This window comes from Nocardia sp. NPDC003979, assembly GCF_053605015.1.
In genome coordinates, this window is the sequence record NZ_JBSGIJ010000010.1 from 15507 (window position 1) to 38826 (window position 23320).

19 protein-coding genes and 1 riboswitch are annotated in these 23320 nt (G+C 68.3%); of the genes, 10 read left to right on the plus strand and 9 right to left on the minus strand.

The features are described from left to right. Positions 1–106 precede the first annotated feature (106 nt). Positions 107–1879: an ABC transporter ATP-binding protein gene (locus tag ACWEVR_RS20900; protein WP_452468322.1), complete on the plus strand. Its 1773-nt coding sequence runs from the start codon at positions 107–109 to the stop codon at positions 1877–1879. Beyond that, positions 1876–3591 (plus strand): ABC transporter ATP-binding protein, encoded by a 1716-nt coding sequence (locus tag ACWEVR_RS20905; RefSeq protein ID WP_452468323.1) that lies wholly within the window; start codon positions 1876–1878, stop codon positions 3589–3591. Before ACWEVR_RS20900 ends, ACWEVR_RS20905 begins: the two co-directional genes overlap by 4 nt. Before the next feature lie 52 nt (positions 3592–3643). On the opposite strand, the gene ACWEVR_RS20910 is transcribed toward ACWEVR_RS20905, so the two are convergent. Beyond that, positions 3644–4492 (minus strand): Vgb family protein, encoded by an 849-nt coding sequence (locus ACWEVR_RS20910; protein ID WP_452468324.1) that lies wholly within the window; start codon positions 4490–4492, stop codon positions 3644–3646. Positions 4493–4648: 156 nt separating this feature from the next. Continuing rightward, positions 4649–7459, minus strand: a complete 2811-nt coding sequence (gene gcvP, locus ACWEVR_RS20915) for an aminomethyl-transferring glycine dehydrogenase (RefSeq protein WP_452468325.1) — start codon at positions 7457–7459, stop codon at positions 4649–4651. A 152-nt stretch (positions 7460–7611) separates the two neighbouring features. Further along, a riboswitch (glycine riboswitch) is annotated at positions 7612–7711 on the minus strand. A gap of 158 nt (positions 7712–7869) precedes the next feature. Here gcvP and ACWEVR_RS20920 point away from each other — a divergent pair. The 5 genes from ACWEVR_RS20920 (at position 7870) to ACWEVR_RS20940 (ending at position 14343) form a co-directional block, all read left to right on the plus strand. Next, positions 7870–9087, plus strand: a complete 1218-nt coding sequence (locus ACWEVR_RS20920; protein WP_452468326.1) for an acyl-CoA dehydrogenase family protein — start codon at positions 7870–7872, stop codon at positions 9085–9087. Then, positions 9084–10520 (plus strand): LLM class flavin-dependent oxidoreductase, encoded by a 1437-nt coding sequence (locus ACWEVR_RS20925; RefSeq protein WP_452468327.1) that lies wholly within the window; start codon positions 9084–9086, stop codon positions 10518–10520. Before ACWEVR_RS20920 ends, ACWEVR_RS20925 begins: the two co-directional genes overlap by 4 nt. A gap of 61 nt (positions 10521–10581) precedes the next feature. Next, positions 10582–11964, plus strand: coding sequence for a styrene monooxygenase/indole monooxygenase family protein (locus ACWEVR_RS20930; protein ID WP_452468328.1), 1383 nt, complete (start codon positions 10582–10584; stop codon positions 11962–11964). 40 nt (positions 11965–12004) lie between these two features. Further along, positions 12005–13120 carry a dimethylsulfone monooxygenase SfnG gene (sfnG, locus tag ACWEVR_RS20935; RefSeq protein WP_452468329.1) on the plus strand — a complete coding sequence of 372 codons (1116 nt, stop codon included), beginning with the start codon at positions 12005–12007 and terminating at the stop codon, positions 13118–13120. Further along, positions 13120–14343 carry an SfnB family sulfur acquisition oxidoreductase gene (locus ACWEVR_RS20940; RefSeq protein WP_452468330.1) on the plus strand — a complete coding sequence of 408 codons (1224 nt, stop codon included), beginning with the start codon at positions 13120–13122 and terminating at the stop codon, positions 14341–14343. The genes sfnG and ACWEVR_RS20940 overlap by 1 nt, the downstream gene beginning before the upstream one ends. Before the next feature lie 82 nt (positions 14344–14425). Here ACWEVR_RS20940 and ACWEVR_RS20945 read toward each other — a convergent pair whose 3' ends face one another. The 6 genes from ACWEVR_RS20945 to ACWEVR_RS20970 form a co-directional block, all read right to left on the minus strand. Beyond that, positions 14426–14983, minus strand: a complete 558-nt coding sequence (locus tag ACWEVR_RS20945) for a MerR family transcriptional regulator (protein ID WP_133734085.1) — start codon at positions 14981–14983, stop codon at positions 14426–14428. Between the two features lie 167 nt (positions 14984–15150). After that, positions 15151–15624 carry a bifunctional nuclease family protein gene (locus ACWEVR_RS20950; RefSeq protein ID WP_452468331.1) on the minus strand — a complete coding sequence of 158 codons (474 nt, stop codon included), beginning with the start codon at positions 15622–15624 and terminating at the stop codon, positions 15151–15153. A 96-nt stretch (positions 15625–15720) separates the two neighbouring features. Continuing rightward, positions 15721–16476, minus strand: coding sequence for a transcriptional regulator FtsR (gene ftsR, locus ACWEVR_RS20955; protein WP_452468332.1), 756 nt, complete (start codon positions 16474–16476; stop codon positions 15721–15723). Between the two features lie 70 nt (positions 16477–16546). Beyond that, complete coding sequence (odhI, locus tag ACWEVR_RS20960; RefSeq protein ID WP_067488683.1) at positions 16547–17032, minus strand: oxoglutarate dehydrogenase inhibitor Odhl; 486 nt, start codon at positions 17030–17032, stop codon at positions 16547–16549. A 108-nt stretch (positions 17033–17140) separates the two neighbouring features. Then, complete coding sequence (gene gcvH / locus ACWEVR_RS20965; protein WP_067488684.1) at positions 17141–17539, minus strand: glycine cleavage system protein GcvH; 399 nt, start codon at positions 17537–17539, stop codon at positions 17141–17143. A gap of 42 nt (positions 17540–17581) precedes the next feature. Next, positions 17582–18217, minus strand: a complete 636-nt coding sequence (locus ACWEVR_RS20970; protein ID WP_452468333.1) for a CDP-alcohol phosphatidyltransferase family protein — start codon at positions 18215–18217, stop codon at positions 17582–17584. A gap of 122 nt (positions 18218–18339) precedes the next feature. On the opposite strand from ACWEVR_RS20970, the gene ACWEVR_RS20975 reads away from it, so the two are divergent. From ACWEVR_RS20975 to ACWEVR_RS20985, 3 genes are all read left to right on the plus strand, one after another. Further along, complete coding sequence (locus tag ACWEVR_RS20975) at positions 18340–19737, plus strand: DUF2252 domain-containing protein (RefSeq protein ID WP_452468334.1); 1398 nt, start codon at positions 18340–18342, stop codon at positions 19735–19737. Between the two features lie 132 nt (positions 19738–19869). Continuing rightward, positions 19870–20751, plus strand: coding sequence for a nuclease-related domain-containing protein (locus ACWEVR_RS20980; protein WP_243749953.1), 882 nt, complete (start codon positions 19870–19872; stop codon positions 20749–20751). A gap of 22 nt (positions 20752–20773) precedes the next feature. Next, a complete protein-coding gene (locus ACWEVR_RS20985; protein WP_452468335.1) occupies positions 20774–21424 on the plus strand; it encodes a phosphatase PAP2 family protein in 651 nt (216 codons plus the stop codon). On the opposite strand, the gene ACWEVR_RS20990 is transcribed toward ACWEVR_RS20985, so the two are convergent. Next, the gene (locus ACWEVR_RS20990; RefSeq protein ID WP_452468336.1) at positions 21339–23270 is read right to left on the minus strand and encodes an acyl-CoA dehydrogenase family protein; all 1932 of its coding nucleotides are present in this window, start codon (positions 23268–23270) and stop codon (positions 21339–21341) included. The genes ACWEVR_RS20985 and ACWEVR_RS20990 overlap by 86 nt on opposite strands. Positions 23271–23320: the final 50 nt, after the last annotated feature.

Consider the following 23320-nt stretch of genomic DNA (forward strand, 5'->3'; position numbering starts at 1 on the left):
CAAGCCACTATCTGGTGACTGTCACTCTCATTCAGACATTGACTGTCTGCAATGACGCTCGTACAGTCACTGCCTACAGACAGTGACTTTCTGAATTGAGTGTGCGATGACGATGACAATCGAACGTCCCGAGGCGGAGTCGGTGACGCATTCCCCGCCGCCGACTCTTGCGACATCGGTCCGCCCCCACGTCCCCGGCTTCGCCGTAGTGATGATCGCGCAGGTCATCGGCTCACTGGCCGGACTGGCGCCGCTGCTCGCGGTGGTCGAGGTCGGCCGGGTGCTGTTGTCGGCCGGGCCGGTCGATCGCGACCGGGTGTGGCTCGCGGTGGCGATCGGTGCGATCGGTCTGCTGGTGCGGCTGGTGTTCACCGGTACAGCGGCAGGACTCGGCCATGTGCTCGACGGCCGGGTACAGCTGGCGTTTCGGCGGCAGCTCGCCGCACAGCTGGGACGCGTGCCGATCGGCTGGTTCTCGGGGCGCCGGACCGGCGAGCTGGCCAAAGTGGTCGGCGACGACGTGAGCGCGGTGCATCCGGTGCTCGCGCACGCGCCCGGTGAGCTGGTGTCGGCGTTCGTGGTGCCGCTGGTGTCGCTGGCGTATCTGTGCACGGTGGACTGGCGGCTCACGCTCATCACGCTCGTCTCGGTCCTGCTCGCACTGTTGCACGTGCCGCTGCTCCTGCTGCCGGCGAGGGAACGCGAACAGCGGGAGTTCGACGCCGCGATGGGTCGCATCGCCGATGCGGTGGTGGAGTTCGTGCAGGGCATCGCGGTGGTCAAGGCCTTCGGCGGTGGCGATCGGGCGCATCGGCGATTCCGCACGGCCGCAGACGAATTCGCCGATACGTTCCTGCGTTTCGTTCGCGGTCTCGCTCCGGTGGCGGCCGGGATGCAGCTGGCGTTGTCGCCGCCGTTCGTGCTGCTGGTGATTCTGAGCGGCGGCACCTTCCTGCTCACCCGTGGCGAGCTGGCCGCCGCCGATCTGCTGCCGTTCCTGCTGCTCGGGCTCGGCCTGACCGCGCCGGTCGCGGCGCTGCAACACGGTTTCGACGATCTGCAGGCGGCCGGCCACGCGATCGGCCGGATCAACCAGGTCCTCGCCGTGCGGCCACTGCCCGAACCGGCGCGACCCGTGGCTCCGCGCGGGCACAGGGTCGAGTTGCGGGACGTGCGCTTCGGCTACGACGACCGGGAGGTGCTGCGCGGTATCGATCTGGTGCTCGAGCCGGGTACCGTCACCGCGCTGATCGGTCCGTCGGGCAGCGGCAAATCGACACTGGCGCAACTACTTCTGCGATTCTTCGACCCGAGTCACGGCAGCGTCGTCCTCGGTGGTGCCGATCTGCGCGACATCGGCAGCGATCGGCTCTACCGGTCGGTGTCGTTCGTCTTCCAGGATGTGCGACTGCTGCGCGCCTCGGTGGCCGATAATATCGCGCTCGCGGTGCCACACGCCGACCGCGAGCGGGTGATCGAGGCAGCCCGGCTGGCCGGAATCCACGAACGGATCCTCGACCTGCCGCACGGGTACGACACCGTTCTCGGCGAACAGGCCGGGCTGTCCGGAGGTGAGGCACAACGGCTTTCGCTCGCCCGTGCCCTATTGGCCGACACCCCGGTACTGGTGCTCGACGAGGCGACCGCCTTCGCCGACCCACAGACCGAGCGGGCATGGCGGCGAGCCATGGCGAACCTGCGCGGTGACCGCACGGTGCTCGTCATCGCCCACCGACACGAAACCATCGCCGACGCCGACACCGTCGTCCTGCTGCGGGACGGCGTGATCATCGAGCGCGGCGCACCCACCCGGCTGCTGGCCGAGGGCGGCGCGTTCGCCGCGTTCTGGCGGGCCGAACAAGGAAGCGACCTGTCATGATCCGCACACTGTTACGAGTGCTCGGTCGTCAGTACGCGGGTCCGGTTCGCCGGACCGTGGTGTTGATGAGTGTCACCGCCGTGCTCGAAGGGTTGTCCTACCTGCTGCTCGTTCCCGTGTTGCGTGAGCTGTTCGGCAGCGAACCCGCGCGGGCCTGGCCGTGGCTGATCGGGTTCGGGGGCGCGGTCGCGGCGTACGCCGTGCTGCGTTATGTCAGCGATCTGTCGGGATTCCGGTCGGGCACCACGCTGCTGCGCGGGACCTATCACCGCATCGGCGACCACCTCGCGCGGTTGCCGGTCGGGTGGTTCGGGCCCGACCGGGTCGGTGAGGTGTCGGTGCTGGCCAGCCGGGGTGTGCTCGAGGCGATGGGCGTGATCGCGCACCTGCTCAGCCCGTTCATCACCGCGACACTGACGCCGGCGACCATCGTGGTGGTGATCGCGGTCTTCGATTGGCGGCTCGGGCTGGCCGCGCTGATCGCCGTCCCCCTGGTGGCCGCAGTGCAGATCCGGGCGAGCCGTGCGCTGGCCGCCGTCGATGCCGAACGCCACGCCCGAGACCACGAGGCGGCGGGCCGCGTCATCGAATACCTGCGGGCCCAGCCGGTGCTGCGCGCGGGTGGCCGAAGCACCGAGCGGTTCGGTCTGCTCGATGATGCGCTGCAGGAGCTGCAGCGGGCCACTCATCGCTCGGTGCGAACCGCGCTGCCGGGGATGGTCGGTCTCACGCTCGTCGTCCAGACCATGTTCACCGTGGTGCTCGCGCTCGGGGCCTACCTCGCGCTCGGCGGCCGAATCGGCGCCGCCGAGCTGCTGGCGATCCTGGTGCTCGCCGCCCGTTGCGCCGAACCGTTGTTGTCACTGGCCGATCTGGGTGGCAAGCTGCGCAGCGCGCACTCCCAGCTCACCCGCCTGGACGAACTGCTGAGTACCGAACCGCTTCCCGAGCCACGCGATCCGATCCGACCGCTCCGCCACGATCTCGAGTTCGATGCCGTCGGCTTCGCGCGCGACGGTCACACCGTGCTGGACGGGCTGACGTTCCAGGTGCCGCAGGGTCAGCGGTTCGCGATCGTCGGGCCCTCCGGCGCCGGGAAATCCACGGTGCTCCAATTGCTCGCCCGATTCCACGATGTCGACGCGGGCGCGGTGCGCATCGGCGGTGTCGACGTGCGCGACATCGACACCGCGACTCTGATGTCGTCCATCGCCATCGTCTTCCAGGAGGTGTACCTGTTCGACGGCACGATCGAGGACAACATCCGCCTCGGCCGCCCCGATGCCACCGACACCGAGGTGCGGGCGGCGGCGACCGCGGCCGGGCTGGACGAGGTGGTCGACCGTTGGCCCGGCGGCTGGGCGGCCGCCGTCGGCGAGGGCGGCGCGCTGCTGTCCGGCGGTGAGCGCCAACGTGTTTCGATCGCCCGCGCCCTCCTGAAGGACGCACCCATCGTGCTGCTCGACGAAGTCACCTCGGCCCTCGACCCCGCCAACGAAGCAGCCGTCCACCGGGGCATCGAACGCCTGATGGCCGGGCGAACCGTCATCGTCGTCGCCCACCGCCTGCGCACAGTCCGAACCGCCGACCGCGTCCTCTTCCTCGACAAGGGTCGCGTAGTAGAGGAGGGCACCCACCCCGAACTCATCGAAACGGGCGGGCGCTACGCGGAGTTCGTCGAAATCACCGACGCCACGGTCGCGACGAATTGATCATCGCGGGGACACCCCGCGTCCTGTGACAAGGAGTGTCCCCGCGCGTCATCTATGGTGCGACCTCGACCAGCGCACCGGATTCCATGGCCACCCAGAGGTGGCCGGTGGAATCCACCGTGAGTCCGTGCGGTTCGGCGCCGGGAAGGGTGAGGTGGTCGATCTTGCCGTCGGTGTCGATCCGGCCGAGGTTTCCGCTGGCCCATTCGGTGAACCAGAGCGCACCGTCGGGCCCCGTGACGATTGCGTGCGGGCGTGAATCACGGTCTGGCAGAGCGTATTCGGTGACGGTGCCCGCGTGGTCGATCCGGCCGATCGCGCCGACGCCGATCTCGGTGAACCACACCGCACCATCGGGGCCTGCGGCGATGCCGACCGGTGCCGCCGAAGGGGTGGGCAGGGGGTGCAGTGTCACCGCGAGGTCGGTGTCGATGCGGCCGATCGCATTGCCCTGGTTCACCGTGAACCAGACCGCACCGTCGGAGCCCGCGGTGATCATCGACGGCATTCCGTCGACCGCGACCCCCTCGATCCCACCGTCGCCCGCGATCCGGCCGACCCGACCTGCCTGCAATTCGGTGAACCACATCCCGCCGGGCCCAGCGCAGACACCGTAGGGCCCGTCCATCGTCAGACTGCTCACCGCGCCGTCGAGGGTGATCCGGCCCAGCCGGCCACCGTGGAACTCGGTGAACCACAAGGCGTTATCGTCCCCCGCCACGATCACCGTGGGCTGTCCGCCGACGGGGTCGAGAGCGAAGGTCTCGACCTGCCCCTTGGCATACCGCCCGATGGCGCTCTGGGTCACCAAGGTGAACCACAACGCACCGTCGGGTCCGATGGTCACCCCGTACGGTGCTCCGGCTACCTCGATCTCGCGCACTATCTCGCCGATACTCAACGATTCGATCCCCTCCTGGTCATGGGAACATCCCGCCCCATCCGCCACCGTACCGACCGTCGCCACGCCGGGCAGCCCACCGGGTGCCCGAATTCCGGGCCGTGAACGAATCCGGGCCCCGCCGAACAGCATCGGCGGGGCCCGAATCAGCGGGAATCAGTCCTGGTACGCGTCGAGCGGCGGGCAGGAGCAGACGAGATTGCGGTCGCCGAACGCGCCATCGATGCGGCGCACGGCAGGCCAGATCTTCGGCCGGGCGTGTCCCACACCGCGCGGGTAGACGGCGGTTTCACGGCTGTAGGGGTGGTCCCACTCGCCGACGAGGCAGGCCGCGGTGTGCGGTGCGCCGCGCAGCGGGTTGTCGGTGACGGGCCAGACGCCTGCGGCGACCTGGTCGATCTCGCCGCGGATGGCGATCATGGCGTCGATGAAGGCGTCGAGTTCCTCGAGATTCTCGCTCTCGGTCGGCTCCACCATGAGCGTGCCCGCCACCGGGAAACTCATGGTCGGTGCGTGGAAACCGTAGTCCGCCAGGCGCTTTGCCACATCGTCGACGGTGACACCGGTCTGCTTGGTGATCTCGCGCAGATCCAGGATGCACTCGTGGGCGACCATCCCGTTCTCGCCGGTGTAGAGCACCGGGAAGTAAGCGTCGAGACGGCGGGCGATGTAGTTGGCCGACGCGATGGCCGTCAACGTGGCCGAGCGCAAGCCATCGGCACCCATCATCCGGATGTAGGCCCAGGTGATCGGGAGAATCGAGGCCGAACCGTAGTTGGCGGCCGACACCGCGTGCGAACCGTTCTCGAGCGGATCACCCGGCAGGTACTGCGCCAGGTGCGAGCGCACCGCCACCGGGCCCACGCCCGGACCGCCACCACCGTGCGGGATGCAGAAGGTCTTGTGCAGGTTCAGGTGGCTCACGTCGCCGCCGAACCGGCCCGGACGGGCAAGTCCGACAAGGGCATTCAGGTTCGCACCGTCCACGTACACCTGGCCGCCCGCGTCGTGCACCAGCGCGCACAGCTCGGCGACCTCGTGCTCGTACACGCCGTGGGTGGACGGATAGGTGATCATGATGCAGGCCAGCCGCTCGGCGTGGTCGGCGATCTTGGCGCGCAGGTCGTCGAGGTCGATGTCGCCGTTCTCCCGGCACTTCACCACCTCGACCCGCATACCGACCATGGCCGCCGAGGCGGCGTTGGTGCCGTGCGCGCTCGACGGGATCAGGCACGTGTCGCGGTGGTCGTCGCCACGGTCCAGGTGGTAGCGGCGGATGGCGAGCAGTCCCGCGTACTCACCCTGGCTACCGGCGTTGGGCTGCAGGCTCACCGCGTCGTAGCCGGTGATCTCGCACAGCCACTGCTCGAGGTCGGCGACGAGCTTGCGGATGCCCGGCGAGTCCTCGGTGGGGGCGAAGGGGTGCAGCCGGGCGAAACCGGGCCAGGTGATGGCCTCCATCTCGGCGGTCGCGTTGAGCTTCATGGTGCACGAACCGAGCGGAATCATGCTGCGGTCCAGGGCGATGTCCTTGTCCGAGAGCGAACGCAGGTAGCGCAGCATGGCGGTCTCGGTGTGGTGGCGGGTGAACGCCGGGTGCGTCAGGTACTCCGAGGTGCGGGTCTCGATGCCGACCGGTTCGGCGCCCGCGCCGGACTCGGGAGTCAGTGCGGTGCCGAAGGATTCGACGACGGCGGCGACATGGGCTTCGGTGGTCGCTTCGTCGCAGGCGATGGAGACGTGGTCGGCGTCGACCAGTCGCAGGTTGATCCCTTTCGACTTCGCCTTGGCGACAACGGCTTCCGCGCCACCGGGCACGTGCGCGAGCACCGTGTCGAAGAAGGCGCCGTGCACCACCGCACCGCCGAGACCGGTCGCGACGGCGGCGGCGTGCTCGTGCACCCGGCGCGCGATGGCCCGCAGTCCGTTGGCACCGTGGTAGCTCGCGTACATGGCGGCGACGATGGCCAGCAGCACCTGGGCGGTACAGATGTTGGAGGTGGCCTTCTCGCGGCGGATGTGCTGCTCACGCGTCTGCAACGCCAGGCGGTAGGCCGGGGCGCCGTCGGCGTCGACCGACACACCGACCAGGCGGCCCGGCAGCTGACGGGCGAACGCGGTGCGAACGGCGAGGTACCCGGCGTGCGGGCCGCCGAAGCCCATGGGCACACCGAAACGCTGGGTGGTCCCGAAGCACACGTCGGCGCCCTGTTCGCCGGGCGGGGTGATCAGGGTCATCGCCAGCAGGTCGGCACCGGCGGCGACCAGCGCGCCACGTTCGTGGGCGGCGGCGAACACCTCGGTCCAGTCGACGATGCGGCCCGACGCGCCGGGGGTCTGCACGATCACGCCGAAGAAGTCGCCCTCGGGCAGCACCCCGGTGGACAGGTCGGCCTCGACGAGTTCGATGCCCAACGGCTCGGCGCGGGTGCCGATGATGGTCTTGGTCTGCGGGAACAGGTCGGTGTCGAGCAGCAGCCGGTTCGACTTGGACTTGCCGGCGCGGCGCAGCAACGTCATCGCCTCGGCGGCGGCGGTCGCCTCGTCGAGCATCGACGCGTTGGCCACGTCCATGCCGGTCAGGTCCGACACCATGGTCTGGAAATTGAGCAGCGCCTCGAGCCTGCCCTGGCTGATCTCGGGCTGGTACGGGGTGTAGGCGGTGTACCAGGCGGGGTTCTCGAGCAGGTTGCGCACCAGCACGGGCGGGGTGAGCGTGTCGTAGTAGCCGAGCCCGATCATCGAGGTGGCGACGGTGTTGGCCTGGGCCAGGCCGGCCAGCTCGGCGAGTACCTCGTGTTCGCTCGCGGGCGCGGGCAGCGCGGCGAGGCCGGACTCGTCGAGGATGGTGGCGGGCAACGCCGTGGTCGCGAGCGCGTCGACGGACTCGACGCCGATGGTCGCGAGGATCCGGGCGAGTTCGTCGGAATCGGGTCCGATGTGGCGGTCGGCGAACGAACGGGTCACGGCAGCTCCAGGTCGGGCGGGTCGGCCTCGTGGCCGACGGGTACCAGCCCTCCCCCTCTGTCTGTGCGCCTGAGAGATTCGGTAGCCGGTCGGAACCGTGCCCCTTTCCCCGTGGGCGGGCAGCCGGATGCCACCGCTTTCCAGAGGCGTCGAATCACCGCGCGGTCCCTGTTGCCTGAGAGATTGACGGGGAGGTGCTGCTCCTTCGGCGCCCGGACTCTTGCGATCCCAGGACTCTCCCGCACGGCGGCGACGCACCTCCGAGTCTAGAGGCAGCAAACCCCCGGTCGCGCCACCAGGGGCCCGCCGGGGGTGTAGTGCTCGTCACTCCCCCACCGGGACGGGGAGACGTTTCGATCCCCCTGCGCGCAACCGGTGAATCCGGCGGCCCGCTGCGCGATCGTGTCGGCATGACTTCCTCCACCGCGTCCGCGATCACAGATTCCGAGCTCGATGCCGTCTTCGCCCCGATCTTCGACCGGATCGCCGCCGGTGCGGTGGCCAGGGAGGTCGACCGGCGATTGCCGTTCGACGAGGTCTCCTGGCTGAAGGAGGCCCGGTTCGGTGCCCTGCGGGTACCGGTCGAGTTCGGCGGCTACGGTGCGAGCGTGCGTCAGCTGTTCCGGCTGCTCATCGACCTGGCGGCCGCCGAATCGAACCTGCCGCAGGCGCTGCGGGTGCACTGGTCGTTCGTGGAGGATCAGCGGCTGGCCGAGCCCGGTCCGCAGCGGGAGCGGTGGTTGCGGGCGGTGGCCGCGGGGACGCTGGTCGGTAACGCGATCACCGAACCCGGGGTGGGCGCCGTCGACCGGTATCGCACCCGGCTGGCCGAGGACGGCGACCGGCTGCTCCTGAACGGGGTGAAGTACTACAGCACCGGTTCGCTGTTCGCCGATCACATCCTGGTAGCCGCCGATCGTGACGGTGAGCGCCTCGGTGTGCTGGTCGACGCGAACGCCGAGGGGGTGGTGCAGCACGACGACTGGGACGGTTTCGGGCAGCGGCTCACCGCCAGCGGCACCACCGAGTTCACCGATGTCGTGGTGGCGCCCGATCGCGTCCTCGGGCCCGGCTACGGTGTCGCGGGTCCCACCTACGGCACCGCCTACCTGCAATTGGTGCAGCTCGCGGTGCTCGCCGGGATCGCCGCCCGCGCCGAGCGCGACGCCAGGGAATGGGTGAGCGCACGCACCCGCACCTACACGCACGCCTCGGCCGACCTGCCGCGCGAGGACCCCCTCGTCCAGCAGGTGATCGGAAAGTTGTCGGCGGCGGCATTCACCGCGCGCGCGACCGTCCTGGCCGTCGCGGACATCCTCGACCGGGTCCTCGACGCCGGGGCGAAGGACCCCCGGGATCTCGCCGCCGCCGAATTGGCCGCCGCGCAAGCACAACTCGCGGTGATCGATATCGTCCTGGCCGCCACGACACAGCTGTTCGAGCTCGGTGGCGCGTCCATTGTGTCCGAACAGCTGCGCCTGGACCGGCACTGGCGCAATGCGCGCACCGTCTCCGTGCACAATCCGGCGATCTTCAAAGCCCGCGCGGTCGGTGACCACCTGCTCAACGGCACCGAGTTGCCGTTCGGTTGGAGCGCAGGCGAGCGCCGCACGGAGGTGACGCGATGAGCAGGCCGATCCGCTTCAACGCGTTCGACATGAACTGCGTGGCCCACCAGTCACCGGGACTGTGGCGTCATCCGCAGGACCAGTCCCACCGCTACTCCGATATCGGGTACTGGACCAAGCTGGCGAAACTCCTGGAACGCGGACGGTTCGACGGCATCTTCATCGCCGATGTCCTCGGCACCTACGACGTGTACGGCGGCGACGACACCGCCGCACTACGCCAAGGGGCGCAAACACCCGTCGCCGACCCGCTGCTGCTGGTGTCGGCGATGGCGGCGGTGACCGAGCATCTGGGCTTCGGCATCACCACCGGCACCGGGTTCGAGCATCCGTTTCCGTTCGCGCGCCGCTTGTCGACCCTCGACCACCTCACGCGCGGGCGCCTCGGCTGGAATGTGGTGACGGGCTATCTGCCTTCGGCGGCAAGGAATTTCGGTGACGCCGATCAGCTCGATCACGACGAACGCTACGACCGGGCCGACGAGTACCTCGAGGTGCTTTACAAGCTCTGGGAGGGCTCGTGGGAGGACGACGCGGTGATCCGCGATGCCGATCGCGGCATCTACACCGACCCGGCGAAGGTGCACCACATCGGTCACTATGGCAAGCACTACACCGTGCCCGGAATCCACGTGTCGGAGCCGTCACCGCAGCGCACGCCGGTGATCTATCAGGCGGGCGCCTCGCCGCGCGGAGTACAGTTCGCGGCCGAGAACGCCGAGGCGATCTTCATCGCAGGCCCTTCCAAACGCGTACTGGCCCAGACCGTTTCGAGGGTTCGCGACGCCTTGGAGGCGGCGGGGCGCGGGCGGTACGAGGCCAGGATCTACGCGCTGGCCACCATCATCACCGACGAGACGGACGAGGCGGCACGGGCCAAAAACGAGGAATACCTGTCCTATGCGAGCGTCGAGGGCGGGCTGGTGTTCATGTCGGGCTGGATGGGAATCGACCTGTCGCGATACGACCTCGACGATCCGATCGGTGAGGTACACAGCAACGCCATCCAGTCCGCGGTGGCGGCATTCCAGGAATTCGACGACGACGGCCGCGAATGGACGGTGCGCGACATCGGGCGCTGGGCCGGTATCGGCGGCATGGGGCCGGTGTTCACCGGTTCCGGCGAAACCGTCGCCGACCTGCTGCAGGAGTGGGTCGCCGACACCGATCTCGACGGGTTCAACCTCGCCTACGCCATCACCCCGGGCACGTTCGAGGACATCGTGGACCATGTCGTTCCGGTGTTGAGCGAACGCGGTGTGTACCGCACCGAATACGAGCCGGGGACCTTGCGCAACGCCCTCTTCGGGGCCGGCGATCGGCTACCCGAGCACCATCGTGGTGCCGGATATCGCGTCGGTGGTACGCGGTCCACCGTGCTACCGCACGCGGTGTCACGGCCGGGGTCGGTGAACGAACCGGCGGGCGCGTAGGAATGAATTCGCGCTGATCGCAACACTCTTCATCGGGTGCAGGTCAGCGCAGTATTCCGGTATGACATCGCAGACTCCCGCTTCCCGCTCCACTCGTTCGGCCGCGGTAATCGGCGCCGGCCAAACCGGCGTCACTGCGGCGCTAGGACTACTCGACGCCGGTTTCACCGTCACCCTCTACAGCGACCGAGATCAACGCGCACTGCGCGACGAGGTGCCCGCCACCGGCACCGCCCTCGAATTCGGCGAAACCCAGCAGGCCGAAGCCGCGCTCGGGCTCGACAGCTACACCGGCCGCGCACCCCGCCACACCGGACTCAGTGTCCGCATCGCCGGACCGGAGAACGCCGAACTGATCGCCTTCGACGGCACTTTCGACGGGTATGTCGGGGTCGCGGTCGACACCCGCCTCAAGGCCGACGAACGACTCACCGCCTTCCGTGCGCGCGGCGGCGAGTTCGTCGTCGACAACGTCACCCCGCAGTCACTGGACGCGATCGCCGCCGCCAACGACCTCACCCTGGTCGCCACCGGTCGCGGCGGATTGTCCGACCTCTTCCCGATCGACACCACCCGCACCGTCTACGACAAGCCGCAACGCTCGCTGCTCACCGTCACCGTGACCGGCCTCGGCTACGACTCCGGCGTGTTCGCCCACCGCGGCCCGGCCGGCGGTGCGCACAGCTTGTTCTCCATCCTGGCCGAGCAGGGCGAAGCGTGGTGGGGCCCGTACCTGCACAAGGATGTGGGTCCGAGCTGGGCCTTCCTCGGGTGGGCGCGTCCCGGTAGCGACTGGGAGACCCGATTCGCCGCGGCCGATTCCGCCGAATCGGCGTTGCGCATCGTGAAGGACCTCTACCGCGATTACATCGACTGGGATCTGCCGGAGGTCCAGGCCACCCAGGTGATCGCCGAAGACCCGCACTCCTGGCTCAAGGGCGCGGTACGGCCGGTCGTGCGGGCGGGTGTGGGACGCACCGAGGGTGGCCACCCGGTCGCCGCCCTCGGCGATACCGCGGTCGCCTACGACCCGGTCGCCGGGCAGGGCGCCCAGAGCGGGCTGGTCCAGGCACAGCGCCTGGTCGCGGCCGCCGCGGTGCATGAGGGGCCCTTCGACGAGCAGTGGATCGGCGAGCAGTACGCAGCGTTCCTGGCCGCCCGCAGCGATGCCGCTGCCAAGGTGACCCGGCTGTTCCTCAGCGACCCCGAGTTCGCCGACATCGGCGGTCAGTTCTTCGCCACCGCCGCCGTCGACCCGCGCTTCGCCTCGGCGCTGGTCGGGCTGCTGCACCGGCCGCAGCCGTTCCTCGCCATCGACACCCCCGAGGACGCCGCCGCCTACATCACCCAGGTCACCGGTGTGGACGCGGGCGAGTTGCTGGCGAAGTTCGCACCGGCGGGCCGCTTCGCACGATCGACGTTCGCACCGGTCGCCGTCGGATAGCGACAGCCAACCCACTCCCGCACCAACCTCTGGAGCAGCTATGACAACCGAGCGGATCACCGATCAGATCCAGTTCGCCTACTGGGTGCCGAATGTGAGCGGTGGCCTCGTCACCAGCGATATCGAACAGCGCACCAGCTGGGATTACGAGTACAACAAGAAGCTCGCGCAGACCGCCGAACGCAACGGCTTCGACTACGCCCTCTCGCAGGTGCGTTACACCGCCTCCTACGGTGCCGAATTCCAGCACGAATCCACGTCCTTCAGCCTGGCACTGTTGCTTGCCACCGAACGGCTGAAGGTGATCGCCGCCATTCATCCCGGGCTGTGGCATCCGGCGGTGCTCGCGAAATTCGGCGGGACCGCCGACCACCTCTCGAACGGCCGGTTCGCGATCAATGTGGTGTCAGGGTGGTTCGCGGGCGAATTCCAGGCCCTCGGCGAGCCGTGGCTCGAGCACGACGAACGGTATCGGCGCAGCGGCGAATTCCTCGAGGTGATCCGCAAGATCTGGACCGAGGACGAGGTGAACTACGGTGGCGACTTCTACCGCATTCGCGATTTCACCTTGAAGCCGAAACCGCTGAACACCCCGGAGCGACCCAATCCCGAACTGTTCCAGGGCGGCAATTCTACGGCGGCCCGGCGCAACGGCGGCCGCTACGCCGACTGGTATTTCTCCAACGGCAAGGACTTCGACGGTGTCACCGAACAGCTCGACGACCTGCGAGCCGTCGCCCGGGAAAACGACCGCGAGGTGAAATTCGGGCTCAACGGTTTCATCATCGCCCGCGACACCGAGAAGGAAGCGCGCGATACGTTGCGCGAGATCATCGAGAAGGCGAACAAGCCCGCGGTCGAGGGTTTCCGTGACGCGGTGCAGCAGGCGGGTGCGTCCACCAGCGACCGCAAGGGTATGTGGGCGGATTCGTCGTTCGCCGATCTCGTGCAGTACAACGACGGATTCCGCACGCAGCTGATCGGCACACCCGAGCAGGTGGCCGAGCGGATCGTCGCCTATCGCGATCTCGGGGTGGACCTGATTCTCGGCGGATTCCTGCATTTCCAGGAGGACATCGAGTACTTCGGGGCGAAGGTGCTGCCGTTGGTTCGTGAACTCGAGGCGGCCCGGGTTCCCGCGACGGTGGTCGGCTGATGACCGCGGCCACCGCCCAGCTCATCACCTCCGCCGACCAGGCCGTGACCGTCGCGGCCGAACTCGCCCGCGAGTTCGCACCCGGCGCCGCCACACGTGATCGCGACCGCGAGTTGCCCTACGCGCAGCTGGATCGGCTGGCGTCCTCGGGTCTGCTCGCGATCACGGTTCCCGCCGAATTCGGTGGGGCCGATCTGGCGCCGAGCGTGGTCACGGAAGTGGTGCGGCTGCTGGCGGTGGCCGATCCGAACATCGCGCAGATCCCGCACAGTCATTTCGTCTATCTGAATCTGTTACGCCTGGCCGGCACGGACGGACAGCGTCGCGAATACTTTCGAGCGGTGCTCGGCGGTGCGCGCATCGCCAATGCCCAATCCGAACGCGGTGGCCGGACCATCACCGATATTTCGACCACGCTGCGTCCGGTGGACGACGAATTCCGGATCGACGGCACGAAATTCTATTGCACCGGCTCGTTGTTCGCTGATCTGCTCGCCGTGCTGGCCCGGCTCGACGATCCGGACGCACGCAGCGGCCTGCCCGCGGGCGAATACATCGCCTACCTACCGGCCCGAACGCCGGGCGTCCGGATCGTGGACGACTGGAACGGCCTCGGTCAGCGCACGACCGGCAGCGGCACCGTCGAGTTGGACGGTGTGCGGGTGCGCGCCGGGCAGCTCGTTCCCCGGGCGAAGGCCCTCGCCGGACCCACCGCCTACGGCGCGTACGCCCAGCTCCTGCACGCCGCGATAGATACGGGGATCGCACGCGGAGCTCTCACCGCCGCAACAGAATTCGTGCGTGAACACGCCCGGCCGTGGTTCGAGGCCGGCGTCGACCGTGCCATCGACGACCCGTTGCTGATCCAGCGGTTCGGCGAGTTGGCGGTGACGGTGGCGACGGCCGAAGCGACCCTGACCGCTGCGGCGACCGCCGTCGATTCGGCGATCCGGGCACCGCGCACCGGCGAACAGTCCGCGGCCGGTCAGGCGTCCCTCGCCGTCGCGACGGCCAAGATCGTCGCCGACCGCGCGGCCGTGAACGTGTCGAGCGCCCTGTTCGAGGTGAGCGGAACCCGCAGTGCCGCAGCGGATCTCAACCTGCATCATTTCTGGCGCAACGCGAGGACGCACACACTGCACGACCCGGTCCGCTGGAAATACCATCACCTCGGCCGTGCCCTACTCCACGGCACTCCGCCGCCCGCCCACGGCACCTTCTGACTGCTCGGCCGACGGCTGACCGACACCCCGCACACGTGATCGCGCGTACACGGAGTTCGCCGCGTACGCGCGAGACACCGCGCTAACCCGTCTTTCGGTTTTCCCTGGCCTTGCGCCGGTAGGACAGTTCGTCCTCTGGGCGGTCGGTAATGGCGGTGGCTCGTTCGGCGGGGAAGTCGGCGATGGCGCCGGTCAGTTCCCGCATGGCGCCGCTGACCGCGATTCCGAAGACGCCCTGCCCGCCCTGCAGTAAATCGACGACTTCCTCGGGTGAGGTGCATTCGTACACCGAGGTGCCGTCGGAGAACAGGGTGATCCCGGCCAGATCGCCCACGCCACGACTGCGCAGGTGATCGACGGCGATCCGGATGTTCTGTAAAGAGATGCCCGCGTCCAGCAGGCGCTTCACGATCTTGAGGACAAGGATGTCCTTGAACGAGTACAGCCGCTGGCTCCCCGACCCGGCCGCGCCACGGATCGACGGAACAACCAACCCGGTCCGCGCCCAGTAGTCGAGCTGACGGTAGGTGATTCCCGCGACCTGACACGCGCTCGGCACCCGGTAACCGACCAGATCATCCGGAACCGAGTCGTCCGGGAACAAGCCAGGCTGCACTACATCCTGCGTTTGCTCTTCCACTGACCGCTCCTTGCTCTGCCGACGTTCTCGAGTACCGGAGTCACGACGGATGTTGCCCGACTTTCGAGGTTACTCCTGTCATTGTCGGACCCATACGGTCATCGGACCAAGCACCGTGAGCGGCGATTCCCTCGACCTCTACTTCAGGGTCAGGAAATAGTCCGGCCCTAGCTGTCGGTCGCCTTGAAATCGTCGGGAGACACCGAGTCGAGGAACTCCTTGAACTTCTCGACCTCGTCCTCGCGCTCGTCGGGCATCACCAGCCCGGCCTCGGCCAGCACCGGCTCCTCGGCGTAGATCGGGCATCCCACACGCAACGCGATGGCTACCGAGTCCGACGGTCTGGCCGAGACCCGCAGGTCGCCGTCGAAGACCAGATCGGCGTAGAAGGTGCCCTCCTGCAGATCGACGATCCGCACTTCCTTGAGGGTGTGTCCGAGTTCGGTGATGAGAATCTTGATCAGATCGTGGGTGAGCGGACGGATGGGGGTGACCCCTTCCTGCTCGAGCACGATCGCGGTGGCCTCGGCCTGCCCGATCCAGATCGGCAGATACCGCTCGCCCGCCGCCTCCCGCAGCAGCAACACGGGCTGGTTCTGTGGCTGCTCGACACGGATGCCGATAACGCGCATCTCACTCATGCTGTCACACTCCCATACTCGCCGCCGACGGCACGACCGCTGCCCCGCCCGGTATCACGAGTCTAGGCGAATCCGGCCACCCGGCGCTCGCGCGCGTCAGCTACCCAACGCGTTGCGCACTGCGGCTTTCACCAGTGCCGCATGCAGGTTCAGTGACAACGCCGCCAATTCGCGAACTGTTTCCTCGGCGCGGGCCCGCGCGTCGGCGTCGCGGCTCTTCGCGATCGGTGCGGCGATCTGGGCGACCAGCGCCGCCTCGCGGTCGGCGGCCAGCTTGAACGCACGCAGATGCCGTGCCTCCAAACCGAATTCGGCCATCGCCTTGGCCGCGCGCGCCAGCCTCACCGCATCGGACTCGAAGAACCCACCCGCACCGGGGACGATGAGTCCGGCCCGGAGCAGGTCGTCGAGAAAACGCTCCTCGATGCCCGCCTTGGCGAGCAGATCGGCGCGGGTGAGCCGCACCGCGACATCGAAACGTAATTCTTCGGGCGTGATCTCCCCCGGAACGACACCGAGGCGGCGCGGCGCGGCGGGCGCGTCGTCCTCGGTGTACTCCTTGACGCCACGCAGGGAGTGCGCGCGAGCTCGCGCCTCACGCACACCCAACGTCGCAGCACCGCTGTCGATCGCTTCCAACTGCTCCTTGATCACCTTCAACGGCAGGTACTGATCGCGCTGTGCGGTGAGCACGAAACGCAGCCGTTCGTAGTCGGCCACCGAGAACCGCCGGTATCCCGACGGTGTCCGTTCCGGCCGGATCAGGCCCTCCGATTCGAGGAACCTGATCTTGGAGATGGTGATGTCGGGAAAATCTGGTCGCAGCAGGTCGAGCACGGAGCCGATCGACATCCCTCCGCGCGCCCACTGCGCCGCCCCGGTCACAGCACTGCGCCCTTCGCGAGCACCAGCACCGGACGGGTCATCGCGAACCCGCGCCCGTCGACGACTCGGTGGCCTGCGCGCGCGGGCCCGTCAGGAAGACCAGCCGGAACTTGCCGATCTGGACTTCGTCGCCGTTCTGCAGCTCCGAGGAGTCCACCGGCTCCCGGTTGACGTAGGTGCCGTTGAGGCTGCCCACATCCACCACCTGGAACGAGTCGTCGTCCTGCCGGAACTCGGCGTGCCGACGGCTGACGGTGACGTCGTCGAGAAAGATGTCACTGTCGGGGTGGCGACCGGCCGACGTGGTCGGCTGGTCGAGCAGAAAGCGCGAACCCGCGTTCGGGCCTCGCTTGACCACCAGGAGGGCGGCACCGACCGGCAGGCCCTCGACGCCCTGCACCGGCTGTTCGCCGGCCGGCTCTCCGGAGCGCGACGAATCGACCTCGTTGAGGAAATCCGCGCGGAAGACCGATGTCGTCTCGGCCGCGGTCTCCCCGTAACCCGGGTCCCTGTTCTCGCTCACCGTTTCTCTCCTCCTCGAACCTGATTATCCATGCAAGCAGGTGCTGTCTTCGGCATTGACCGTACCCTGCCGGGGCGTGCCCGTGCAGGGAGAACTGTGAAGGCTGCGTCAGCCCCCGATAACTCCTTGATAACCCGCCGCATCCAGCAGTTCGGCGAGCGCCGCGTCCAGGCTCGCCGCGTCGTCGAAGGCGAGCTCGAACAACCAGCCCGCCTCGTAGGGGTCGCTGTTGAGCGTCTCCGGGGCCTGGACCAGATCCTCGTTCACCGCAACGACTTTGCCGCTGAGCGGGGCGTAGATGTCGGACACGCTCTTGGTCGATTCGACCTCGGCGATGCTCTCGCCCGCCGTGACGTCGGCGTCGGCGTCGGGCAGTTGGACGAACACCACGTCACCGAGCTGTGACTGGGCGTAGTCGGTGATACCGACACGGACCGCTGTCGGGCTGGTCCGCCGCACCCATTCGTGCTCTTCGGTGTAGTGCAGATCCTCAGGGGTCCGGGTCACAGGACGTCCTTTCGTCGTGAACGTTGCACGCAACAGTAACGGCTAGCTCCCTCGGTGCGGCACAGGCGGTATCGATCGTGCGACCGCGACCGCCAGACCCGCGTAGAGCACCCCGGTCCACACGTACAGTGCGGTGCCCCAGATCAACAGTGCCCAACCGAAGGCCCAGCCGAAACCCGCGCCCACCCAGTCCATTTCCCCGGTGAGCAGCCACGGCAGACCCGACATCAGCGCGAAGGTCGCCGCTTTGCCCAGGTAGATCACTTCCGGCGCGGGCAGCTCACGCCGTTTGTACACCGACAGGGTCACGGTGAGAACAAGGTCGCGAGCGATCAAGATCACTGCCAGCCACCACGGAATCAGGCCGCGCAGGACGAAGGCGGCCAGTGTCGTCAGCAGATACAAACGGTCGACGAACGGGTCGAGCAGGGCGCCCAGGCGCGAGGACTGATCGAGCAGCCTGGCCAGTTTGCCGTCCAAGAAATCGGTGAAGCCGCTGGCGATCAGCAGGGCGAAGGCCCAGCCGTCGGCGTGCTCGACCAGCATCAACCACAGGAAGACGGGGATGCCGATGAGGCGGAGCACGCTCAGGGCGTTGGGCACGGTCAGGATGCGGTCGCTGAACACGCCACCGCCGTCGGTGTCGCTCGTGCCAGGCGTTCCCGATTCGGTTGCCACGCCCCTGCTTACCGCACCGACCCCCCGACGCGCCATCCGGCCACGCCGAAACCCGCACCCATTTCGCGGCAGGTTATCGGTCGTGGCGCTGTCCGGCCGCCGAAGCGCTAACCTCGACAGTCGTGTCCGACAGTGGTATCGATCTGCGCTCCTCCGTCTCCCCCGAGCAGGCCCGCGCCCGTGGCCGTGCCGCCGCCGCGAAGGTGCCGGTGACCGAGCGCGATCGCCCGGCCGAGAGCCCCGACCGACCGGGGGTGCTCGAGTTCGTCGAGGCCAGCAATCAGGGCAGACTAGAACACCTGATCCCGTTGCGCATCGGCAGGATGGCGGCCTCGCCGTTCAGCTTCTTCCGCGGCGCGGCGGGCCTGATGGCCGCCGATCTCGCGGCCGGTCCGGACAGCGGTCTGCCCGCCCAGATCTGTGGCGACGCGCACGCCGCCAACTTCGGCCTCTACGGCACCCAGCGGGGCGAGATCGTGATGGATATCAACGATTTCGACGAGACGATTCTCGGGCCGTGGGAATGGGATCTCGAACGCCTCGCCGCGAGCCTCGTCCTGGCCGGACGCGAGAGCGGTGCCGACGCCGACGACTGCCTGCGCGCGGCCCGCGACGCCGCGGCCTCCTATCGCCGGACCGTCGCCGGCCTCGCCGAACTGCCGTTCCTGCAGTCCTGGACCGATCTGCACGACGAGTCGATTCTCACCAAGGCCAAGGCCCAGGACCTGCACGACGACTTCAAGAAGGCCGCCAAGAAGGCGCGCAAGAACACCAGCGCGAAAGTGGTCGCAAAACTCACCGAGCACATCGACGATCACGAGACCGGCATCCGCAAGCACTGCTTCATCAGCGATCCGCCGGTCCTCACCCCGGTCGACGAGCAGGTCCGCGAGGCGGTGATCGACGGGCTGGAACGCTACGCGGGCACCATCCGGGAGTCGCGGCGCACGCTGCTGTCGCGGTTCGCGGTCTCCGATGTCGCGTTCCGGGTCGTGGGCACCGGCAGCGTGGGGCTGCACAGCTACGTGGTGCTGCTGCACGGCAACGACGGCGAGTCGCTGGTGCTGCAGGCCAAACAGGCGAGGCCGTCCGCGCTCGCGCCGTTCCTTCCGGCGACCACGCACCGGCACGAGGGTGAGCGCATCGTCGCCGGGGCGCGCAGCGTGCAGTCCGACACCGACATCCTGCTCGGCTGGACGACCATCGAGTTCGACACGCCGCTGCCGTTCATCGTGCGCCAGTTCCGCAACTTCAAGGGCGCCATCGACCCGGCCGGGTTGTCGGCCGACGATCTCGACGACTACGGCAGGCTGGCGGGTGCCCTGCTGGCGCGGGCGCACGCGCGCTCGCTCGATCCGCGCACGCTGGCCGGGTACCTGGACGGCGACGGTCCCGACGACGACCGCTTCGAGGAGGCCGTGGCACGCTTCGCGGTGCGCTACGCCGACCGCACCGAAGCCGATCACGCGCAGCTCGTCGCCGCGGTCGAGGCGGGCAAGCTCGCCGCCGAGCCCAGCTGAGCCGCGCGGCGCCGACCACGCACCGGCCGCATCCTGACCGGCATCGGCTCGCCGGCGAGCTACGATGTACGCCAACGGTTCTCGGCTTGCGGCGCCACCGACCAAGAAGGGCGGACCTCCATGCTCGTGCGCGTGCAGAATGCGGCAGGCACCGATGCCGAGCGGGCTCTGATCAATTGGCTGCGCACCTGGAAGGACCCGTCGAGTCCGCACGGTGTCGCCACCATCAACTGCAGCCTGTTCCACAACGATCGGCTGCACCAGTTCGACGCGGTGGTGTGGACGCCGACCAGCTGTGTGGTGATCGAGGCCGAAACGTTCACCGCCACCCAGCACGGTGTCCTCGAGATCCCGCTCAACGGCCCGTGGATGGTCTCCGGTGAACTCGCGCAGTTCGCCGGTGGTGAGAAGTCGACGCCGCTGGAACGCTCCAGGGAGCACACCTTCGCGCTGCAGGACTACCTCGCCGCGCGTGGGCTCGGGCAGCGTGCGGTGCACGGTCTCGGCTTGATCGTGCCGCAGCCCGGCGCCGATATCGACATCCATCAGGGTTGGCACGACCCGAGTTTCGATGTGGTCGTCACCGACGATCCCTACCGGCTCGAACAGTACTTCGAGGTGCTCGCCGAGAAGGAACACAACCGGTGGACGGCCAACGACATCGCCATCGCGTTCCGTGGCCTCGGCATCCTGCCGTACCTGCCCGCCCCGCAGGATCTGCTCAACGAGGGATTCCTGGGGCCGATCGATGTGACGCTGTGGCACGGTGGGCCCACCCAAGCCCAGGCCGAGGCGTACGCGGAGGAGCAGGCACGGCTCGAGCAGGAGGCGCAGTCGCGGCGCGGTCTCGTCGCACCCTGGTACAGCCCGTGGAAGCTGTATCCCCGGGTCGGTGGTGATCTGGATTTCGGGCGCGCGTTCCTGCGGATCACCCTCGCCGTCGGCATGATCATCGCGATCGTGTGGGTGCTGTGGTTCGTGGTCACCGCCGTGCTCACCTACGGGCCTGCCTGAACCGAACGCTATCGTCGGGGCCGTGATCCACCCCGGCCAGGCATTTCGCACTACCGTCCTCGCAGCCTGCGCGAGCGTCACCGCCCTGATCCCGCTGACGTTTCCGGCCGACGACGGGGCGACCGATATCGACCGGGCGATCGCCGAACCGGTGCGGCGTTCGGTCTCCCCCGAGTGGGGCTCGATTCTGGTGTCGCCGAGCAACGGCGCGACCGTGCTGATCGGGTTGCTGGGGTTTTGCTGCTGGTTCCTGGTGCGGCGCCAGTGGTGGCGCGCGGCGACGATGCTCGTCGTCCCGGAGGTCGCGGTGACGATCAATACGTTGTTGTTGAAACCTTTGTGGGACAGGCAGTTACACGACTATCTGGCCTACCCGAGCGGCCACACCGTCCACTTGGTCGCAGTCACAACGACATTCGCGTGTCTGGTGACGAGCGCTCGGGCGCGGCTGGTGGTGGTCGCGCTCACCGCGCTGATGCTCGTCCCAGTCACCCTGGGGATGATCGAGCGGGGCTACCACCACGCCACCGATGTCTTCGGTGGCGCGGCGGCAGCGGTCACCCTCGCCGTGGCGGGGGTGTGGGCTGTCAGCTGCGGTCGAAAACGCTGGCGTCGTGCAGCATCTCGGCCCGCAGCATCGACTCCGGCACACCCATCGCCTCCACCAGCGTGAGAGCGTCGGGACGCAGCCGGTCGACGAGCTCGTTCACCCCGCGGCGAACCGCCTTGGCCCGTTCCACCGACATGAACCGGTGCATGATGTACCACGACAGGTTTTCCTCCAGCGAGGAATACACGTAGAGGTCGCAGACGGTTTCGGCCAGGGCCCTGGCATCGGGATCCTCGATGGTGGCGATCCCGTCGACGAACTCCTCGAGTACCAGCCGGTCGATGTGGGCGGTGCCTGCGGCGAGGATGTGGTCCTGGGCGTTGTTGAACGCCTCGAACGGACCGGTGTCCTCGGCGCGGGCCCGCAACCGGTGCGCGGCGGTGCGCAGCAGGTAGTCCTCACGGTCGGCGAACAACTGCAGCTGCACGTCGCGCTTGGACAGGTCGCCCTCGTCGACCGATTCGTCGTTGCGGTCGCGCAGCGTCTGAATCAGTTGGCGCACACCGGTATTGCGGCGAACCACATCGCCGGCCATCGTCGCGGCGAAGCGCACCCAGCCGAGTGCGTCCAGGTCGCGGACCTCGTCGGCGTAGGCGGTGAGCAGTTCCTTGGCGACCAGCTGGGTGAGGACCACATTGTCGCCCTCGAAGGTGGTGAACACGTCGGTGTCGGCCTTGAGCGTCACGAGACGATTCTCGGTGAGATACCCGGCGCCGCCGCAGGCTTCGCGGCATTCCTGGATGGCGCGCGTGGCGTGCCGGGTCTGGGCGACCTTCAGACCCGCGGCGCGCTTCTCCAGCGAACGCTGCGCACCTGGCTCGATCTCGGCGCCACGCTGGACGAGGTCCATCCGGCGCACCAGGTCGTTCTGCGCGAAGGCCAGCGCGAACGACTTCGCGACCAACGGCAGCAGCCTGCGCTGGTGGCTGCGGTAGTCCAGCAGCAGGGTTTCCGCACCGGTGTCGGGGTCGGCGAACTGACGCCGGGCCAGGGCGTAGCGCACCGCGATGCTCAGCGCCACGCGCGCACCCGCCGCGGCGGCGCCACCGACGCTCACCCGTCCGCGCACCAGCGTGCCGAGCGTCGTGAAGAAGCGCCTGCTCGGGTTCTCGATCTCGGAGGTGTAGGTGCCGTCCGGCGCGACATCGGCATAGCGGTTGAGCAGGTTCTCGCGCGGGATGCGCACGTTGTCGAACACGATGCGACCGTTGTCGACACCGGGCAGACCACCCTTGCGGCCGTCGTCGGAGGTGGTGACACCGGGCAGGTCGGCGCCGTTCTCGTCGCGGATGGGCACCAGGAAGCAGTGCACGCCCTGGTTCTTGCCCTCGGTGACGAGCTGGGCGAACACCGCCGCCATGCGGGCGTGCTCGGCGGCGCCACCGATGTAGTCCTTGCGCGCCGATGGGGTCGGTGTGTTGACCACGAATTCCTGAGTGGCCGGGTCATAGGTGGCCGTGGTCTCGAGAACCGCGACATCGCTGCCGTGCCCGGACTCGGTCATCGCGAAACAGCCGAGCAGGTCGAGAGAGATGAGCCGCTTGATGTAGTCGCGGTGCCGCTCGGTGCCGAGGTTTTCCACGGCGCCGCCGAACAGGCCCCACTGGACGCCGGATTTCACCCACAGCGAGAGGTCGGCGTAGGCCAGCATCTCGAGACCGGTGACCGCGCCGCCGGGATCGCCGGTGCCACCGTTCTCGGGGCGGAACCCGCGCTCGGGGTAACCCATTTCCGCGATGACGCGCATCTGTTCGAGCACCCGTGCGCGGGCGTCCTTCAGATCGAGATCGGGATCGCCGGTGAAGCGGTCGTCCGCGAGCTGGGTGCGTGCCTGTTCCCTGACCGCGCGCCACGGTCCGTCCAGCGCTGCGCGGAGGTGTTCTGCCGTCGTCGATGTGCCGGTAGCCATGCCTTCGACCATAGCCCGGTCGGCGACGTACCGGCGGCGGCGAAACTCCC

Excerpts from the sequence above, each read along its gene's own strand:
- ACWEVR_RS20900 (WP_452468322.1), top strand. The coding sequence starts at position 107 with ATGACGATGACAATCGAACGTCCCGAGGCGGAGTCGGTGACGCATTCC.
- ACWEVR_RS20905 (WP_452468323.1), top strand. The coding sequence starts at position 1,876 with ATGATCCGCACACTGTTACGAGTGCTCGGTCGTCAGTACGCGGGTCCG.
- ACWEVR_RS20920 (WP_452468326.1), top strand. The coding sequence starts at position 7,870 with ATGACTTCCTCCACCGCGTCCGCGATCACAGATTCCGAGCTCGATGCC.
- ACWEVR_RS20925 (WP_452468327.1), top strand. The coding sequence starts at position 9,084 with ATGAGCAGGCCGATCCGCTTCAACGCGTTCGACATGAACTGCGTGGCC.
- ACWEVR_RS20930 (WP_452468328.1), top strand. The coding sequence starts at position 10,582 with ATGACATCGCAGACTCCCGCTTCCCGCTCCACTCGTTCGGCCGCGGTA.
- sfnG (WP_452468329.1), top strand. The coding sequence starts at position 12,005 with ATGACAACCGAGCGGATCACCGATCAGATCCAGTTCGCCTACTGGGTG.
- ACWEVR_RS20940 (WP_452468330.1), top strand. The coding sequence starts at position 13,120 with ATGACCGCGGCCACCGCCCAGCTCATCACCTCCGCCGACCAGGCCGTG.
- ACWEVR_RS20950 (WP_452468331.1), bottom strand. The coding sequence starts at position 15,624 with ATGAGTGAGATGCGCGTTATCGGCATCCGTGTCGAGCAGCCACAGAAC.
- ftsR (WP_452468332.1), bottom strand. The coding sequence starts at position 16,476 with ATGTCGATCGGCTCCGTGCTCGACCTGCTGCGACCAGATTTTCCCGAC.
- ACWEVR_RS20990 (WP_452468336.1), bottom strand. The coding sequence starts at position 23,270 with ATGGCTACCGGCACATCGACGACGGCAGAACACCTCCGCGCAGCGCTG.